Source organism: Antribacter sp. NEAU-D49 (assembly GCF_057158775.1).
Window position 1 is genome coordinate 59,922 of the sequence record NZ_JBXTSN010000026.1, and the last position, 17,201, is coordinate 77,122.

At 72.1% G+C, this 17,201-nt stretch carries 15 protein-coding genes; 12 read left to right on the forward strand and 3 right to left on the reverse strand.

What is annotated here, in order from left to right; translation table 11 throughout:
- The first annotated feature begins 5 nt into the window (after positions 1-5).
- From AC060K_RS17970 to AC060K_RS18005, 8 genes are all read left to right on the forward strand, one after another.
- Positions 6-533, forward strand: a complete 528-nt coding sequence (locus AC060K_RS17970) for a toxin-antitoxin system HicB family antitoxin (protein WP_483766713.1) — start codon at positions 6-8, stop codon at positions 531-533.
- A gap of 65 nt (positions 534-598) precedes the next feature.
- Positions 599-1,441, forward strand: coding sequence for a DUF4097 family beta strand repeat-containing protein (locus AC060K_RS17975; protein WP_483766714.1), 843 nt, complete (start codon positions 599-601; stop codon positions 1,439-1,441).
- 231 nt (positions 1,442-1,672) lie between these two features.
- Positions 1,673-2,602, forward strand: coding sequence for a cold-shock protein (locus AC060K_RS17980; RefSeq protein WP_483766715.1), 930 nt, complete (start codon positions 1,673-1,675; stop codon positions 2,600-2,602).
- Positions 2,603-2,770: 168 nt separating this feature from the next.
- Positions 2,771-4,639 (forward strand): molecular chaperone DnaK, encoded by a 1,869-nt coding sequence (dnaK, locus tag AC060K_RS17985; RefSeq protein ID WP_483766716.1) that lies wholly within the window; start codon positions 2,771-2,773, stop codon positions 4,637-4,639.
- Positions 4,636-5,274 (forward strand): nucleotide exchange factor GrpE, encoded by a 639-nt coding sequence (gene grpE, locus AC060K_RS17990; RefSeq protein ID WP_483766717.1) that lies wholly within the window; start codon positions 4,636-4,638, stop codon positions 5,272-5,274. Before dnaK ends, grpE begins: the two co-directional genes overlap by 4 nt.
- Before the next feature lie 109 nt (positions 5,275-5,383).
- A complete protein-coding gene (locus tag AC060K_RS17995) occupies positions 5,384-6,400 on the forward strand; it encodes a DnaJ C-terminal domain-containing protein (protein ID WP_483766718.1) in 1,017 nt (338 codons plus the stop codon).
- Positions 6,401-6,403: 3 nt separating this feature from the next.
- Positions 6,404-6,850: a heat shock protein transcriptional repressor HspR gene (locus AC060K_RS18000; RefSeq protein ID WP_483766719.1), complete on the forward strand. Its 447-nt coding sequence runs from the start codon at positions 6,404-6,406 to the stop codon at positions 6,848-6,850.
- A gap of 135 nt (positions 6,851-6,985) precedes the next feature.
- Positions 6,986-7,294, forward strand: coding sequence for a DUF1540 domain-containing protein (locus AC060K_RS18005; RefSeq protein ID WP_483766720.1), 309 nt, complete (start codon positions 6,986-6,988; stop codon positions 7,292-7,294).
- A 45-nt stretch (positions 7,295-7,339) separates the two neighbouring features.
- On the opposite strand, the gene AC060K_RS18010 is transcribed toward AC060K_RS18005, so the two are convergent.
- Positions 7,340-8,107 carry a nucleotidyl cyclase domain-containing protein gene (locus AC060K_RS18010; protein ID WP_483766721.1) on the reverse strand — a complete coding sequence of 256 codons (768 nt, stop codon included), beginning with the start codon at positions 8,105-8,107 and terminating at the stop codon, positions 7,340-7,342.
- 205 nt (positions 8,108-8,312) lie between these two features.
- Between AC060K_RS18010 and AC060K_RS18015 the strand changes: the two genes are divergently transcribed.
- Positions 8,313-12,221, forward strand: coding sequence for a sigma-70 family RNA polymerase sigma factor (locus tag AC060K_RS18015; protein WP_483766722.1), 3,909 nt, complete (start codon positions 8,313-8,315; stop codon positions 12,219-12,221).
- Here the strand turns inward: AC060K_RS18015 and upp are convergent, their stop codons facing one another.
- The gene (gene upp, locus AC060K_RS18020) at positions 12,222-12,857 is read right to left on the reverse strand and encodes a uracil phosphoribosyltransferase (RefSeq protein ID WP_483766723.1); all 636 of its coding nucleotides are present in this window, start codon (positions 12,855-12,857) and stop codon (positions 12,222-12,224) included.
- A 127-nt stretch (positions 12,858-12,984) separates the two neighbouring features.
- Here upp and AC060K_RS18025 point away from each other — a divergent pair, with 127 nt between their 5' ends.
- Together AC060K_RS18025 and AC060K_RS18030 are read left to right on the forward strand one after the other, a co-directional pair.
- The gene (locus AC060K_RS18025) at positions 12,985-13,437 is read left to right on the forward strand and encodes a nucleoside deaminase (protein ID WP_483766729.1); all 453 of its coding nucleotides are present in this window, start codon (positions 12,985-12,987) and stop codon (positions 13,435-13,437) included.
- Between the two features lie 69 nt (positions 13,438-13,506).
- Positions 13,507-14,517 (forward strand): transglutaminase domain-containing protein, encoded by a 1,011-nt coding sequence (locus AC060K_RS18030; RefSeq protein WP_483766724.1) that lies wholly within the window; start codon positions 13,507-13,509, stop codon positions 14,515-14,517.
- Between the two features lie 17 nt (positions 14,518-14,534).
- Here the strand turns inward: AC060K_RS18030 and AC060K_RS18035 are convergent, their stop codons facing one another.
- Positions 14,535-15,344, reverse strand: coding sequence for a Sir2 family NAD-dependent protein deacetylase (locus tag AC060K_RS18035; protein ID WP_483766730.1), 810 nt, complete (start codon positions 15,342-15,344; stop codon positions 14,535-14,537).
- Positions 15,345-15,510: 166 nt separating this feature from the next.
- On the opposite strand from AC060K_RS18035, the gene AC060K_RS18040 reads away from it, so the two are divergent.
- On the forward strand, positions 15,511-16,971 hold the full coding sequence (locus AC060K_RS18040) for a family 43 glycosylhydrolase (RefSeq protein WP_483766725.1): 1,461 nt from the start codon (positions 15,511-15,513) through the stop codon (positions 16,969-16,971).
- Positions 16,972-17,201: the final 230 nt, after the last annotated feature.

Here is a 17,201-nt window from a genome sequence, read left to right on the forward strand (position 1 = left end):
GCGTCATGGACCTCTCGCACTACGTCGACGACCTGCAGCACCGCCTGGCCTCCGTGGCCGAAGCGGGGGGTGAGGACGCCCGGCAGCTCGCCCAGCGCCTGACCGCGCCGCTCGACGCCGCCGTGCGGCTGGTCCTGCTCGACGCCCTCTCGGCGGCGGCCGGGGAGATCTCGGCCGAGCTGGCACCCGGCTCCGTCGACATGCGCCTCCGCGGCGGCGAGCCGGAGTTCGTCGTCGCCGTGCCCGCTCCCCCCGGTGAGCAGGGCGCGGCGACGGGCTCCGCGTCCCTCGGCGGGACACAGGCCCTGCCGGTCGCCGACGCCGACGGGGCCACCACCCGCACCACCCTGCGCCTGCCCGACCACCTCAAGGCACAGGTCGAGGTCGCAGCCGCCCGCGACGGCATCTCGGTCAACACGTGGCTCGTACGCGCGGTCGCCGCGGCCCTCGAGCAGCCGGCGGCCGGCGGGCCGGCCACGGGGGGCCGCTCCGAGCCCCGCAGCGCCAACCGCCACACCGGCTGGGTCCGCTGACCCACGCCCTGGAGCGCCTCGCGGCGCCGTCGTCCCGCACTCCCGCCCCCGCCCCGGAGGACCCCATGCCCAGCTTCCCCGCCACCGCCCCCGTCCCGGTCGTCGTGGACGTGCCGTTCGGCAACCTGCACGTCGTCGCCGGCGAGCGGGACGACGTCGTCGTCACCGTCCTTCCCGCCGACCCGGCCAAGTCGGGGTCGGTGCGCGCCGCCGAGGAGACGCGGGTGGCGCGCGACGGCGACGCCGTCACGATCATCTACCCGGCGGCGTGGCGGCAGTACGTGCTCCCCTTCTCCGCGGGTGGCGCCAAGGTCACCATCGAGGTGCCTGCCGGGTCGCACCTGAGCGGCAAGGCGGGCTCGCTGTTCGCGGAGGGCAGGCTCGGGTCGGTCGACCTGACCCTCAACGGCGGCGACGCCCGGGTCGACGAGGCCGACCGCCTCGACCTCAGGGTCTCGGCGGGGTCGGTCACCGTGGGGCGCGCCACCGGCGCCACGGCGGTCAAGGCGAGCGCCGGTTCCGTACGCATCACCGAGGTCGCCGGCGACGCCACGATCCGTGCGGCCAACGGCACCACGACCGTCGGGTCTGTCACGGGATCGCTCAACGTGGTCGGGGCGCACGGCGACATCTCCGTGGGCCGCGTGGCCGGGACCCTCACGGCCAAGTCGGCGCACGCCGGCATCCGCGTCGACCGTGTCGACTCCGGCGCGGTCACGCTGACGACGTCCTACGGGAGCGTCGAGGTCGGCGTCCCCGAGGGCACCGCCGCCTGGCTCGACGTCACCTCCGAGCGTGGCACCGTCCGCAACCAGCTGACTCCCGCCGCGGGTCCCGTCGACGACGAGGCCACCGCCGAGATCCACGCCAGCACCGGGTGGGGCGACGTCATCGTCCGCAGGCCCTGACCCTCACGCCCTGAAGAGCTCCCGCCGGGTGCCAGCAGGGGCAGGATCCGCTCGCGGTAGGTGATGCGCCGGTGCGGCGCCAGGTGGTGGAAGCACCCGGAGTCGTAGACGACGTCGAACGGCCCGGCCGGCAGGGGGTCGCGCAGCTCCCGATCCGCATCGGACGAGTGTAGGTCCTCGCTGTCGGGAGAGAATGGGCGAAAGCAATGTCTGCGATACGAGGAGTCCGAAGTGCCCCAGGGAACTGTCCGATGGTTCGACGCCGACCGAGGGTTCGGCTTCATCGACCTCGGGAACGAGGCAGAGGACCTGTTCGTCCATGCGTCCGAGATCGTCGGCGACGATGGTCCGAAGTTTCTCCGCGAGGGGCAGGCCGTCGAGTTCGAGGTGGGCGAGGGTGACCGTGGCCCGCAGGCGCGCCGCGTCCGTGTCACGGGCGACCGGGCCGCGGACGCGCCCCTGGGCGTGCTCGGCACCGTCAACTGGTACGAGCCGACCAAGGGATACGGCTTCGTCACGCCCGACAGCGGTCGCGGCGAGGTCTTCGTGCACAGCTCGGCCATCGTCGGGGGCGGTGTGATCTCGGAGGGGCAGCGGGTGGCGTTCCTCGTCGTCGAGGGGGAGCGGGGGCCGCAGGCCGACCACCTGCTGCCGCTCGGGGCGCAGGCCGCACCGCCGGCCTCCGACGGGGCGGACGGCACGGTGTCCTGGTGGGACGACACCAAGGGCTTCGGGTTCATCGCTCCCGACTCGGGCAGCGACGACGTCTTCGTCCACGTCAGCGGGCTCGGCCGAGGGCTGACCGAGCTCTCCGAGGGTGCGCGCGTGACGTACGACGTCGTCGAGGGTGACAAGGGGCCGAACGCCCGCAACGTGCAGCTCGTGCGCGGCTCCGGGAGTGTGCGCGGTGCCGCGGACCGCGGCCGGCCGGGCCGTTCCGCGGCCTCCGACGGGCCTGTGCGCGGAGGCGAAGGCACCGTCGCGCGCTACGACGCCGACCGCGGATTCGGCTTCATCACCCCTGATGCCGGGGGCGTGGACCTGTTCGTGCACGTGTCGGTGGTGCGGGGTGCCGAGGTCCTGGAGGAGGGCGACCGGGTCCGCTTCAAGGTGCGTCAGAGCGACCGCGGGCCTCAGGCCGACAGCGTCGAGCTGCTGTGAGGCCCCGGCAGAGGTGAGCGAGGCCGGCGCCGGGTGGCGGGAACTCGTGCTGCCGGTGTGACGTTGAGTGGAGTGGGCTCAACTTTGGCCCCGCGGGCTTGCGTCCGCGGGCGCCGCGACCTAAGTTGAGTGAAGAAGACTCAACCTGTCGTACGGAGGCAGAGAACCATGGCACGAGCAGTCGGCATCGACCTCGGCACCACCAACTCGGTGGTCGCCGTCCTGGAGGGCGGCGAGCCCACCGTCATCGCCAACGCGGAGGGCTCGCGGACCACCCCGTCGGTGGTCGCGTTCTCCAAGACCGGCGAGGTCCTGGTGGGCGAGGTCGCCAAGCGTCAGGCGGTCACCAACGTCGACCGCACCATCTCCTCGGTCAAGCGCCACATGGGCACGGACTGGAACACGGAGATCGACGACAAGAAGTACACCCCGCAGGAGATCTCCGCCCGGATCCTGGGCAAGCTCAAGCGTGACGCGGAGGAGTACCTGGGCGAGCCGGTCACCGACGCGGTGATCACGGTCCCGGCGTACTTCAACGACGCCGAGCGTCAGGCCACCAAGGACGCCGGGCAGATCGCCGGTCTCAACGTCCTCCGCATCGTCAACGAGCCCACGGCCGCCGCCCTGGCGTACGGCCTGGACAAGGGCAAGGAGGACGAGCTCATCCTCGTCTTCGACCTGGGTGGCGGCACGTTCGACGTCTCGCTGCTCGAGGTGGGCAAGGACGAGGACAACTTCTCGACCATCCAGGTGCGCGCCACCTCGGGTGACAACCGCCTCGGTGGTGACGACTGGGACAACCGCGTCGTCGAGTACCTCATCAAGCAGGTGAAGAACTCGTCCGGCGTGGACCTCTCCAAGGACAAGATCGCGCTGCAGCGTCTGCGCGAGGCCGCGGAGCAGGCCAAGAAGGAGCTCTCGTCCGCGACGAGCACCAGCATCTCGATGCAGTACCTGTCGATGAGCGAGAACGGCCCCATCCACCTGGACGAGAAGCTCACCCGGGCTCAGTTCCAGCAGATGACCCAGGACCTGCTCGACCGCACCAAGGCGCCGTTCCACAACGTCATCCGTGACGCGGGCATCTCGGTGTCTGACATCGACCACGTGGTGCTCGTGGGCGGTTCCACCCGTATGCCCGCCGTGACCGAGGTCGTCAAGGAGCTCACGGGTGGCCGGGAGCCCAACAAGGGCGTGAACCCGGACGAGGTCGTCGCGGTGGGCGCGGCGCTCCAGGCCGGCGTCATCAAGGGCGACCGCAAGGACGTCCTCCTGATCGACGTCACCCCCCTCTCGCTCGGCATCGAGACCAAGGGCGGCGTGATGACCAAGCTCATCGAGCGCAACACCGCCATCCCGACCAAGCGCAGCGAGATTTTCTCCACGGCGGAGGACAACCAGCCGTCCGTGGCGATCCAGGTCTTCCAGGGTGAGCGCGAGTTCACGCGCGACAACAAGCCGCTGGGCACCTTCGAGCTGACCGGCATCGCCCCGGCTCCCCGAGGCATGCCCCAGATCGAGGTCACCTTCGACATCGACGCGAACGGCATCGTCCACGTGTCGGCGAAGGACCGCGGCACGGGCAAGGAGCAGTCGATGACCATCACGGGTGGCTCCGCCATCCCGAAGGAGGACATCGACCGCATGATCAAGGACGCCGAGGCGCACGCGGCGGAGGACAAGAAGCGTCGCGAGGAGGCGGAGACCCGCAACCAGGCCGAGGCGTTCGCGTACTCCATGGAGAAGCAGATCGCGGACAACCGCGACAAGCTCCCGGCTGACGTGGTCACCGAGGTCGAGGCCGACATCGCGGGCGTGAAGTCCGCGCTCGAGGGCGAGGACGCCGACGCTGTGAAGACCGCGTACGAGAAGCTCGGCGCGTCGTCGCAGAAGATCGGCCAGGCGCTCTACGCCTCGGCGGATGCCCAGCCGGAGGCTGCCGCAGCGGGCGGCCCCACGGCCAGCGCCCAGTCGGCGCCCTCGGACGAGGACGTCGTGGATGCCGAGATCGTCGACGACGAGGACGACCGCAAGTGACGGACAACAACCCGCAGGGAACCCCCGAGCCTGAGGGCTCGGAGGACCGTCCCTTCCACTTCATCGACAAGCGCAAGGTGAACCCTGAGACGGGCGCGCCGGCTGCGTCGGAGTCCGGCGCGCAGTCCGGCACCCCGGACGAGGGTTCCGGCGACCCGCTCGACGCGCTCGACTTCGAGCCGTCGGCCGAGGCGGGCGGCGACGCCGCCCTGCTCGCGGCCAAGGCCGAGGCGGCGGAGCACCTCGACGCGCTGCAGCGTGAGCGGGCGACCTTCGTGAACTACCGCAACCGCGCCCTCCGCGACCAGGAGGCCGCGCGCGACCGGGGTGTCCAGGACGTCCTGGTGGCGTTGCTCCCCGCGCTCGACGATGTCGAGCGGGCTCGCCAGGCTGCGGAGCTGAGCGGCCCCATGGCGGCGATCGCGGAGAAGCTGGACCAGGCGCTCGCCAAGTTCGGCGTGGAGCGGTTCGGCCAGGTAGGTGAGGAGTTCGACCCCACGGTGCACGACGCGCTCATGCACTCCACCGAGGAGGGTGCCACGGCTACCACCGTGAACCTGGTGGTGGAGCCGGGGTACCGGATCGGCGAGAAGGTGGTCCGGGCGGCGCGCGTCGGCGTCGTCGGCCCCGAGTAGCACCTGAGGACCGCGTCGCAGGTCCGGCCTCGAGCAGGCCGGATCCGCGGCGCGGTCCTATCGCGGGATCTCCCGCACACGTTGTCAGCACTGCAGGAGAGGAGGCGTCGTGACCGGGCAGGACTGGATGGAGAAGGACTTCTACGCCGTTCTCGGCGTCGCCAAGGACGCCGACGACGCGACGATCAAGAAGGCGTACCGCAAGCTCGCGCGGCAGCACCACCCGGACCAGAACCAGGGGGACGACGCCGCGGAGTCGAGGTTCAAGGCCATCGGGGAGGCGTACGCCGTCCTCTCCGACCCGGAGCAGCGGCGCCAGTACGACGCGGTCCGTGCGATGGCGGGTGGCGCCCGGTTCTCCGCCGGTCCCGGCGGGGCGGGCGGTACGGCCGGCTTCGAGGACATCTTCGGCTCCATGTTCGGAGGCGGAGCGCCGGGCGGGCCGCGGGTCCGGTACTCACAGACCGGCCCCGGGGCTGCCGGTGCGGGCGGGTTCGAGGACCTCCTCGGCGCGATGTTCGGCGGCGCGGGCCGTCCGCAGGCCGGCTACGGCCCGGGTACAGGCTTCACGGCGCCGCAGAAGGGTGCCGACGTGGTCGCGGAGACCACGTTGCCCTTCCGCGCGGCGGTCGAGGGTTCGACCGTCGAGCTGGTGGTCGATGGTCGCAAGGTCACCACCCGGGTCCCCGCCGGGATCAACGACGGCAAGAAGCTACGCATCCCTGGCAAGGGGCGCCCCGGCCAGGGTGGCGGGCCCGCCGGTGATCTCGTGGTCACCGTGCACGTGGCACCGCACCCCGTCTACTCGCTCGACGGTGTCAACCTGCGCATGACGCTCCCGGTGACGTTCGCGGAGGCCGCCCTCGGCACCACGGTCGAGGTGCCCACGCTGATCGGCGAGAAGGTGCGCCTCAAGGTGCCGGCGGGCACGCCGTCCGGCAGGGTCCTCCGGCTGAAGGGCCGGGGTGTCGCCGCCGCTCGCGAGACCGGCGACCTGCTCGTGACGATCCAGGTGGCCGTGCCGCAGAAGCTCAGCCGCAAGGCACGCGAGGCGCTCGAGACGTTCGCGGCGGAGAGCGACGGCCAGGACGTGCGGGCAGACCTCGCCCAGCGCGCAGCGGAGTGACCGATGATCACCGACGACTCGCCGGTGCTGACGGTCTCGCAGGCCGCCCAGCTCGCGGGCATGCACCCGCAGACCCTCCGGCAGTACGACAGGCTGGGCATCGTCACGCCTCGGCGCACCGTGGGCCGGGGGCGCCGCTACTCGCGGCGTGACGTCGCGCGCCTGCTGCAGGTGCAGCGGCTCGCGCAGGTGGAGGGCATCAACCTCGCGGGGATCAAACGGATCCTGGACCTCGAGGAGCATGTCTCGGTCCTGGAGCACCGGCTGGAGGAGCTGCTCGCGCAGGCCCAGCAGTCGGGCCGGGTCTTTGCCGCAGCCACCAGCGGAGACGTGATCGTCGTGCCGCGTGGCCGCCGGGTGCGGCGTACCGAGGTGCGGATCGACGTCGACCACCGCACCGAGGCGGCGGGCGCCCTGGTCCTGTGGCGGCCCTCTCCGCCGCACAGCTGAATTTCGGCAGGTAATTCTTTCGTTATTCGGCACCGCCTTTACCTGAATTGAGGTAAGGCATTCCTTGCTGTACGAGAACGCGTCCCAGGAATATCGTGGTGGTGTTCCGCAAGGATCGACAGCAAGGAGTGAACCATGAGTGCGCTGATGGAGATGCCCGAGGTCGCCGAGTGCTCGGTCGACGGTTGCGGGTACAACCACGACCACGGATGCCACGCCGGAGCCGTCACGATCGCCGGCCACGTGGGTGACGCCAGCTGCGCCACCTTCATCCCCCTCACGACGAAGGGCGGCCTCGAGAAGGTCATCGCCCACGTGGGCGCGTGCCAGCGGGGCGAGTGCGTGCACAACAGCTCGCTCGAGTGCGGCGCCCCCGCCATCCGCGTCGGCGCAGGACCGGACAGCGCGGACCACGCGGACTGCCTCACGTTCGCGCCGCGCTGACCGCAGCAGGCCCGCACAGCAGCGGCCCACGGGCCGCCCGAAGACTCAGCGCCCCAGCTGGTCCAGCAGCATCAGGGCGTCGTCGTGCGAGTCGGGCAGGCGCTCCACCCAGACCCGGGTGGGGCGCCTGAGCTCTGCGGTGAGCCCGAGCACCTCCGCGTTCTTCTCGACGACGCGGCGCAACGACTGACCGAGCTGCGCGGTCGCAGGCCCTCGCTCGCACAGCACGACGAAGGTGGCGTCGCCGACCGCCGCCATGGGGTGGCCGTCGCCGAAGACCTGCTGCAGGGTGCGCCCGATCGCCGCCGACCGCGCGGACCGTTGCCAGCTGTCCAGGCTCTCCAGGCCCACGTCGAGGACGAGGAGGCAGTGGGTCGAGGTGACGTCCGAGCCGTTCCTCGACGCCACGCCGTAGGTCTCGCGCAGCCGCTCACCGAGGTACTCGTTGGTGGGCAGGCCCGTCGCCGGGTCGTGGCACATCACCTGGAACGGCACGCGCTCGTGCTCCTCGACCCAACCGATCGCCACCGCGCGGATCGCCGTCGCGTCCACCGGGATGCCCACCGTCGTGTAGAGGCAGGCCACGTCGTCCATCGCCTCGGCGATGCCGACCCCCACGCCGGCACGGGCGGATCCGAGCCGCTCGCCTGCGGGCGCCACGGAGCGTCCGTCCGTCAATGCTTCCGCGAACGCGTCGACGGCTGCGTGATACCAGTCGCCCGGCCGCAGCCAGACGCTGGCGAGACTCGCTGCTCGCCAGCGCTCGCGCAGGTCGCTGATGCACGGCTCCGTGCCCTGCTGCGGCTTGCTCATGATGAGAGGACTCCCACGGGAGTACATCATGACGCAGGTTCGGGCAGAGTGGGCCGCAGTTCACCCGATCTCATCCGCTGGATTCACCCTCTACCAATGCTCTGGGCGCCGCCTATAGTCAGGGGCTAGAGTCTGAGTGCCCGGATTACCGGGTCCACCCGCCATCACCGGTCGTCGCCATGGTCGGCGAGGTAGCGAGGAAGACGTGGCAGAAGTCGACAGCGGTGCGGGGGATTCTCCCAGCGACGCAGAGCTCATCCTGAGGGTCCGAGACGGGGACCGGCAGGCTTTTGGCGCGCTCTACAGCCGTCACGTCATGGCGACAAAGCAGGTCGCCCGCTGTCTCGTCGCGCCGTCCGACGTCGAGGAGGTCGTGGCCGACGCCTTCGAGAGCACGTTCCAGACTCTCCTCCGCGGCAAGGGCCCCGACCTCAACTTCCGCGGCTACATCCTCACGGTCGTGCGCAACACGGCCACGTCGCTCGCCCGCGGCGTGCGACGCACCCGTCCCACGGCCGACGACGAGCTGGAGCACGCGCTCGGCCGTCTCGCGTCCGACGAGGATGCCGCCCTGGCGGGCTTCGAGCGCACGGTCGTCTTCCGCGCGTACCTCAAGCTGCCCGAGCGGTACCGCATGGTGCTCCACTACGCGCTCGTCGAGGAGCACCGGCCGGCACAGATCGCCCCGCTGCTCGGTCTGTCCCCCAACGGCGTCTCCGCCCTCCTCTACCGTGCCAAGGAGGCGCTGCGGGCCGGCTACCTGCAGCAGCACCTGTCGCACGCGCCGTCGGCGGCCTGCCGCGAGGTCAACAGCTCCCTCGGGGAGTACGTCCGGGACAGCCTCTCGAAGCGTGAGAATGCCAAGGTGGACGACCACCTCACGGGCTGCGGCACGTGCAGCGCCCTCGTGCTCGAGCTGCACGACGTGGCCCACGGCATGAAGTGCGTCGTCGCGCCGCTGATGCTCGGGGTCGCGGGCCTGGGTCTCGTGGGCGTCGCCCTCCCCATCGGCGGGACGGGCACGGCACTCCTGGTGAAGGCCGGCTCCGCCGCGGCAGTCGCCAAGGCGGGGACGACGACGGCGCTCACCTCCGCGGGGTCCGTCACCTCCGGGAGCGCGGTAGGGACCGGGGCGGTCACGACCGGCGCCGGCGCCGTCGGTGCCGGCGCGGGCACTGTGACCACCACCACCGTGAGCAGCACCGCCGGTGCGACGGTCGCCGGAGGGTCGGTCGGCGCCGGTGCCGCCACCGCGGCGACGACGGCCGCCACCACCGCAGCGACGACCGCCGCAGCGACCACCGGAACCGTCGCCGGTGTTGCCGCGGGCGCCACGGGCGCCCTCACGTCGACCGGCCTGGCCGCGGGCGCCATCACGGCGGCGACGGTCGGTGTCGCGGCCGTGCTCCAGGTGCTCGCCCCGATGGCCCAGGCCGAGCGGTTCAGCCTGGGGCTCTCGATGGGAAGCTCCCTGGTGGCCGTCGAGCCGCGCACGGACGAGCTCGTCGAGGTCCCGGAGATCCTGGACCCCCTGTCAGCCACGAACCTGCTCGTCCCCGTGCCTGTCCCCGAACCGGCCGACCTCGACGTCACGCTCGCCGACTCCGCTGCGAAGCTCCAGGCTCGGGTGCCCCAGGACATCGTCCTCACCCTCGCCAACTCCGGTGGCAGCGACGCGCCCGAGACGTTCGTCCGGCTGACCCTCCCGGAGGGTCTGACGGCGCGGTCCGCCGGGGCGCCGTTCGGTGCGGGCGTCGGCTCACCCGCCGGGACCGCCGCCGCCGGTGGTGCCACCGAGGAGGCCGCAGTCACGGTCGCCGCCGACGGTGTCACCGGCGACCCGGCCGGTGACGTCCCGGGCGACGTGGGCAGCGACGTCGGGGTCATGGGCCCGCCGGTCACCGCCCACCCGTTCGCGTGCGTCCCGGAGGACGACGGCGCGCCGGGTACCACGGTGCTCTGCGACCTCGGTACCGTCGCGGCCGGCACGGCCCGGCGGGTCGTGGTCGGCGTGGAGGCCAGGTCTGGCGGCGTCTACCCGATCTCCGCGGAGGTGTGGGCCGCAGGCCTGAAGCCCGCCGGAGTGAGCTTCGCTGCGGCCCAGGTGGCCTCGTACGGAGCCGAGCTCGCTGCCCACGTGGGGCGGGCCCAGATCGCGAACCCCGGGTCGAGCGTGCTCGACGTGGAGATCGGCAACACCGGCGACCAGACGGCGCCCGCGGGCTGGTCCGTGGTCGTCACCCTGCCCGCCGGCGTGGCTCCCGCTGCGTCCCAGTCCGCCCTGTCGTGCGTGAGCGACGCGGCGACGGCCGCCAACGACTGGCGCTGCTCGCCCCTGTCCCGCAAGGACGGTTCGGCGGGTGCCCTGGTCAAGGACGAGCGACGACGGCTGCCCCTCGCCGTGGTCGCCGACGGGACGGCGCCCCGCACAGCGTCGGGCACCGTGGCCGTCGTGCCCGTGCTGCCGGGCTCCGCCAAGGTGCTCCAGGCGTCCAGCACGATGAACGTGGCGCAGTCGTGGGACGGGGCGGTCCAGGGCGCTGGGCACGTCGAGACGCTGTGCCTCGCCACGGGCGGGGTCGCTACGGCGCAGTCCGCCGTGACGGGCACGTACACCAACCACACCGTCCAGACCGTCGCGGTGACGCTCGAGGCCGGAGGGGCCGCCGTCGCCTCAGCCTCCGCCGTGGGGCCGGGCGAGCAGGTGACGCTCCAGGTGCCCGACGGGCTCCGCGTGCCTGCCGGACCTGCCAGCTATGTGCTCTCCTCCGTCGTGGACGGGCGCACCCACACCACGCGGGTCCCGGCCGGTTCGCACGCCGCACGTGACTGCTACGAGCCCGCCTGGGACGTCGACGCCGTGGCGGCGCCCGTCAACGTGAACGGTTCGGTCGGTGTCCGCGGTGACCTCACCAACCGCACCGACGAGCCGCTGCAGGTCACCATGGTCGTCCCGTCGGGCGGGGCGACGCTCGAGTCGGGCCAGCTGACCGTCGACCCGGGTGCGACGGTGTCCCTGCAGGTGGTCACGGGGGCCACGCAGGTGGACGCCGGGCAGGCGGCCTTCCGGCTCTCGCGCTGGACCGCGGACTCCGACGGTGACCTGCCCACGCACCTCCTGACGGCCGCTGCGACGCCGGTGGCCGACTATGCCGCGGCGACGCTCGCGCCCGCGGCTGGTGCCGCCGAGCGCGTCGGCGAGTGCACGTACGACCCGGAGCGAGACACGTCCCTCCGCACCTTCGCCGTGCCCGTCGACAACACGGGCTCCACCCTGCCGGTGCAGTTCTCGGCCGGTGGCGAGACGCTCCTGGTCCCGGCGGGCGAGAAGGCCACCCTCACGCTCACCGTGCCGTGGGGTACCGACCAGGTGGACGTCACGGCGGACGGCAGGACCCTCAGCACCGCGGACGTGACCTTCCGGTCCTGCGCTCGGGTGGAGTGGCCGGAGTCGTCGCTGACCGTCACGCCGCTGGTCGAGTGCACCGACGGCACCGGCCGGATCGTGGCGGACGTGCACAACACCGGCGCGACCGCGTGGAACGGCCGGATGTACCGCACGTCGCGGTGGTCGACGGGCAGCACGGTCGAGATCCCCGCGGGCGGCGCCGCACGGCTCACGCTGGGCGACGATCTCGCCCCGGCGGGACGTGTGACCGTGCGCCTGAGCCGTGAGCTCGAGGGGCGGGTCCACGCCGTGGAACGCCGCTTCTCGGTCGACCCCGTGGTGTGCCCGCCGCCCGTGCCGCCGACGCCTGAGCCCGTCACCCCGGACCCGGCGCAGACGACCGGGGGCGCCACAGGACAGGGCGGCCAGGCACAAGGGCCCGCCACGCCGGCCACGACGCAGGGCCCGGCCGGCCAGCAGACAACCACGGGCCAGCAGACAACGACGGGCCAGCAGGGCGCCACTCAGCAGGCCACGGCCGAGCAGGCCGCGGGCGGCCGGAGCGAGGAGGCGCAGGCGGACCGGTCCGCCCGGGCCTCCGCGGAGTGCACCGCCGCAGCGGTGGCAGCGCCGTGGGCCTTCCCCGGCCGGTCCGGCGGGTGGACCACCGGCCAGGACCTCTGGTCCTGGGCCGCGGCGGTCTGCCAGACCAAGCCCCAGGGGTAGCTAGACCAGCCCGTAGAGACGGTCGCCGGCGTCGCCCAGCCCGGGCACAATGTAGGCCTTCTCGTTGAGCCGCTCGTCCACGGCCGCGACGACGACCTGCACGTCCACCCGGTCACCCACGGCGCCCTCGAGGAGCTCGAGGCCCTCCGGGGCGGCGAGCAGGCACACGGCGGTCACCTCGCGGGCGCCCCGCTCGAAGACGTAGTCGATGGCCGCCACGAGAGTGCCTCCCGTCGCGAGCATGGGGTCGAGCAGGAACACGTGCCTGCCCGTCAGGTCGTCGGGCAGGCGGTTCGCGTACGTGACGGCCTGGAAGGTCTCCTCGTCGCGCTGCAGCCCCAGGAAACCCACCTCGGCGGTGGGCAGCAGGCGGGTCATGCCGTCGAGCATGCCCAGGCCCGCGCGGAGGATCGGCACCACGAGCGGCGGCGGTGACGAGAGCCGCACCCCCGTCGTGGTCGTGACCGGGGTCCGCACCTCGTGGGGCTCGACGGCGATCTCGCGCGTGGCCTCGTAGGCGAGCAGGGTCACCAGCTCGTCCACGAGCAGGCGGAACGTCGGCGAGGGGGTGGTCTCGTCGCGGAGGACGGTGAGCTTGTGGGCCACCAGCGGGTGGTCGACGACGTTCAGGCGCATGATCTCCACGCTACCGGCTCTCGCCCGCCGAGAGCCGTCCGGAGGCCGCGTCGCTATGGTGATCTGCGTGACCGCACCTTCCGGCAGAGCCACCCGATTCCCGGGCGACACCGTGGCCGAACGCGCCATGACGTGGGCAGACGCGATGGGGCTGGCGCTCGACGAGGCCCGGGGAGCGCTCGGCACGGGTGACGTGCCGGTGGGCGCGGTGGTGCTCGACCGCGAGGGCCGTGTCGTCGGTTCCGGGCGGAACGAGCGCGAGGCCACAGGCGACCCGACCGCGCACGCGGAGGTGCTGGCGCTGCGCGCCGCGGCGCGCGAGACGGGGGAGTGGCGGCTCGAGGGCTGCACGCTCGTGGTCACCCTCGAGCCCTGTGCCATGTGTGCGGGCGCACTGCTCCTCGCCCGCGTGGCGAGGCTGGTCGTGGGCGCGTGGGACCCCAAGGCCGGGGCGACCGGCTCCGTCTGGGACCTCGTGCGCGACCGTCGCGCGCTCCACGAGGTCGAGGTGGTGGGCGGGGTCCGCGAGGCGGAGTGCGGCGCCCTGCTCCGGGAGTTCTTCGAGGCACGCCGGGGCTGACCGAATGCTGGTGTGCAGGTGAACCGTTTTTTGCTAGCGTCTCGTCACCGCCCAGGAAAGGACGATGACGTGCCTGCACCTACCCTTGCCGACTACGCCAGCCAGAGCACCTATTCGGACCCCGGTCCCCATGCCGACCTCGTCGCGGAGGTGCCTGCCGACCCGGCGTCGCTGCGCGCGGTGGCGTGCGACGCCGTCGTCCACTACCGCTCGGGGGCGACCCTCACCGCGGAGCAGGGCGAGGACATCGACCGGCGGTGGCTGGAGTCGATCCTCGGCGCGGCTGTCCAGCGGTCGGGCGCCCTGACGGGGTCGCGCTCCGCGGAGCAGGTGGTCGCAGGCTGCTGCCGGGACCACACCCTGCTGACCATCGGCACGTTCCGGGCGCACAAGGTACCTGCCCGGTCACGCGTGGGCTTCGCCGGCTACTTCGACCCCGGCTTCCACGCCGACCACGTGATCGCGGAGTTCTGGGACGGCGACCGCTGGCGCCGATTCGACCCGGAGCTGGGCCCGGACGACCCGTGGGGCTTCGACCCCGCGGACATCCCCGCCGGCCCGGACGCCCCGTTCCTGACTGCGGCCGAGGTGTGGCTCGCCATCCGTTCGGGCGCGGCGGATCCGGAGACGTTCGGGGTGGCCGGGAACCTGCCCGGGCTTCGCGGGAAGGACTTCGTCCGCGACTACGTGCTCCGCGAGGTGGCGCACCGGCACCGGGACGAGCTGCTGCTCTGGGACTTCTGGGGGCCGATGCTGGGCCTCGAAGGCGTACCGGACCCCCTGAGCGGCACGGTCCGGGAGGAGGCGGAGCGGACCGGGGCCGACCTGAGCGGCTTCCCCGGTACGGAGATCACGTCGGCGGAGTACGACGCGATCGCCGACGAGCTGGCGCACCTCCTCGTCGCGGCGGACGCCGGCGACGACGTGGCGGCGCAGGAGCTGGGCGAGCTCTACTTCGCGGACGCGCGCCTGCGGCCGGGCGAGCGGGTCCTCACCCTGTCGCCGTCGGGCCGTTCCGGTGTGACCGACCTGGCGACGCGGTCGACGGGCTGGCGGAGCAGCCCGGCGGTCTTCGGCTGAGAGCCCCGGGATCGCCGTCAGAGCCGCTCGGCGAGCTCTGTCAGGACGTCGCTGGTGCCGCCGTCGACCTTGACGGTCGCGTGGACGTCACCGCGGGTGAGGCCGCGGTTGACGATCACCACCGGCTTGCCGTCGGCGGCGGCCCGGCGCACGAACCGGAGCCCGCTCATCACGGTGAGCGAGGACCCGGCCACGAGGAGTGCGTCGGCCTCGTCGACCATGGCGAACGCCCGCTCCACCCGTTCGCGCGGCACGTTCTCGCCGAAGTACACGATCTCCGGCTTGAGCACGCCGCCGCAGAACTCGCAGGGGGCGGGGCGAAAGTGCGAGGTGGTCTCGATGACGGCGTCGGCGTCGGGCGCGATCTCGATGTCGGCGACGTCGCCGACCGACTCGAGGAAGCCGGGGTTCAGCGCGTCCAGCCGGGTCGCCAGGTGGGCGCGGGAGACCACCCGGCCGCACTGGAGACAGACCACGCGGTCGTACCGTCCGTGCAGGTCGATGACGGTGCGTGACCCGGCATCCTCGTGCAGCAGGTCCACGTTCTGCGTGATGATGCCGGCGAGGAGACCGCGCTCCTCGAGCCGGACGAGGGCACGGTGGCCCGCGTTGGGCTCCGTGCGGCGCACGTGCTGCCAGCCCACGTGGTTGCGCGCCCAGTAGTGGCGGCGGAAGGCCTCGTCCTGCACGAACTGCTGGTACGTCATGGGGTTGCGCGGCGGCGAGTCGGGGCCGCGGTAGTCCGGGATGCCCGAGTCGGTGGAGATCCCCGCGCCGGTCAGCGCCGTGATCCTCAGCCCTGTCAGCACGCGCACGGCGTCGTCCACGGTGGTGAGGGCGACCTCGACCGGCTCGGGTCGCCAGGTGGACGGACGCGAGGTGGGCTGCACCCGTCGAGCCTACGACGAACCCCTTGACGACCCGATGTACAACGATGGAAACTAGTCCGCGGCGCTCGTGTGAGCGCTAACAGCGCCTCAACGAGGAGGTTTCATGCAGGCATCCCGTAGGTTCCCCTGGCGCCGCGGAGTCCAGGCAGCGCTGACGCTGCTGGTCGCCGCGGCCGTCACGTTCTCCCAGCTCGCCGTCCCGGCGGCGTCCCCGCAGGCGGCGGCAGCGACCATCGACACCAACGCCTGGTACGTGCTGGTCAACCGGCACAGCGGCAAGGCCCTCGAGGTCTCCGGCCTCTCCACGGCCAACAACGCGGGCATCCAGCAGTGGGCCCGCAACGACCACGCCGTGCAGCAGTGGCAGTTCGTCAGCTCGGGCAGCGGCTACTACCGGCTGAAGTCCCGGCACAGCGGCAAGGTCGTCGACGTCGCGAGCCGCTCCACGGCCGACGGCGCCAACGTGGTCCAGTACACCGACTCCAACGCCACGAACCAGCAGTTCAGCGTGCAGGACCCGGCGTCGGGCTACATCCAGCTCATCAACCGCAACAGCGGCAAGTCGCTCGAGGTCTGGGAGTGGTCCACCGCCGACGGCGGCCGCGTCTCCCAGTACTCGGACACCAACACCAACAACCAGCAGTGGCAGCTGGTCAAGGTGGGCGACGTCAGCACGCCCACCACGTACCCCAACCCCGGGCCGGTCTCGGGCGACACCATCGTGCACGACCCCGAGGTGGTGAAGCGGCCGGACGGCACCTACCTGCTCGCCAACACCGGTGAGGGCGTCAACCTCAGGACGTCGACGGACCGCACCACGTGGCGGGCCGCCGGCATGGCGTTCCCGAACGGCATGTCCTGGGTGCACGGCTACACGAACAACAGCAACCACGTCTGGGCCCCGGACATCCACTACGCCAACGGGCGCTACTACATGTACTACTCGGCCTCCACCTTCGGGTCGAACCGCTCGGCGATCTTCCTCGCGACGAGCACCACCGGCGCCGCCGGGAGCTGGACCAACCAGGGCCTGGTCGTCGCGTCGAGCACGTCGGACGACTGGAACGCCATCGACCCCAACCTGGTGATCGACCAGCAGGGTCGCTGGTTCCTGAGCTTCGGCTCCTTCTGGTCGGGCATCAAGATGATCGCCCTCAGCTCGTCGACGGGCCTGCGCTCCGGCACGGCGTTCTACAGCCTCGCCAGCCGCGGCGGCGGCGCCATCGAGGCGCCGACCATCCACTACCGCAACGGGTACTACTACCTCTACGTCTCGTTCGACGCCTGCTGCCAGGGTGCCGCGAGCACGTACCGCGTCATGGTGGGCCGCTCCACCTCGGTGACCGGTCCGTACGTGGACCGCAACGGCACCTCCATGATGTCGGGCGGCGGCACGCAGATCCTCGCCGGCCACGGCTCGGTCCACGGCCCCGGCCACCAGGCGGTCATCACCGACACCGACTCTGACGTGCTCTTCTACCACTACTACGACAACGCGGGTGACCCTCGCCTCGGCATCAACCTGCTCGGCTACGACTCGTCCGGCTGGCCGTACGTGTACTAGCGGCACCAGCAGCACCAGCAGCACCCTGCCCGACGCCGGGGCCGCACCTTCCGTACGAAGGTGCGGCCCCGGCGTCGTCCGGTCGGTACGGGCAGACCTCGGCTGTCGCATCTCGGTAGCACCTCCTCCTGCGGCGCGACGGTGAGTGTGCGCGAGCCATAGCCTCGACGGGTGGACGAATCGAAGCAGGAGACGGGACCGCTGCGCGCGCAGATGCTCGCGCGACTCGA

Bases quoted from the DNA above. Each gene is read 5' to 3' on its own strand.
- AC060K_RS18010 (WP_483766721.1), bottom strand. From the start codon at position 8,107: ATGAGCAAGCCGCAGCAGGGCACGGAGCCGTGCATCAGCGACCTGCGC.
- AC060K_RS17970 (WP_483766713.1), top strand. From the start codon at position 6: ATGGACCTCTCGCACTACGTCGACGACCTGCAGCACCGCCTGGCCTCC.
- AC060K_RS18000 (WP_483766719.1), top strand. From the start codon at position 6,404: ATGATCACCGACGACTCGCCGGTGCTGACGGTCTCGCAGGCCGCCCAG.
- AC060K_RS18040 (WP_483766725.1), top strand. From the start codon at position 15,511: ATGCAGGCATCCCGTAGGTTCCCCTGGCGCCGCGGAGTCCAGGCAGCG.
- AC060K_RS18005 (WP_483766720.1), top strand. From the start codon at position 6,986: ATGAGTGCGCTGATGGAGATGCCCGAGGTCGCCGAGTGCTCGGTCGAC.
- AC060K_RS17975 (WP_483766714.1), top strand. From the start codon at position 599: ATGCCCAGCTTCCCCGCCACCGCCCCCGTCCCGGTCGTCGTGGACGTG.
- upp (WP_483766723.1), bottom strand. From the start codon at position 12,857: ATGCGCCTGAACGTCGTCGACCACCCGCTGGTGGCCCACAAGCTCACC.
- AC060K_RS18025 (WP_483766729.1), top strand. From the start codon at position 12,985: ATGACGTGGGCAGACGCGATGGGGCTGGCGCTCGACGAGGCCCGGGGA.
- dnaK (WP_483766716.1), top strand. From the start codon at position 2,771: ATGGCACGAGCAGTCGGCATCGACCTCGGCACCACCAACTCGGTGGTC.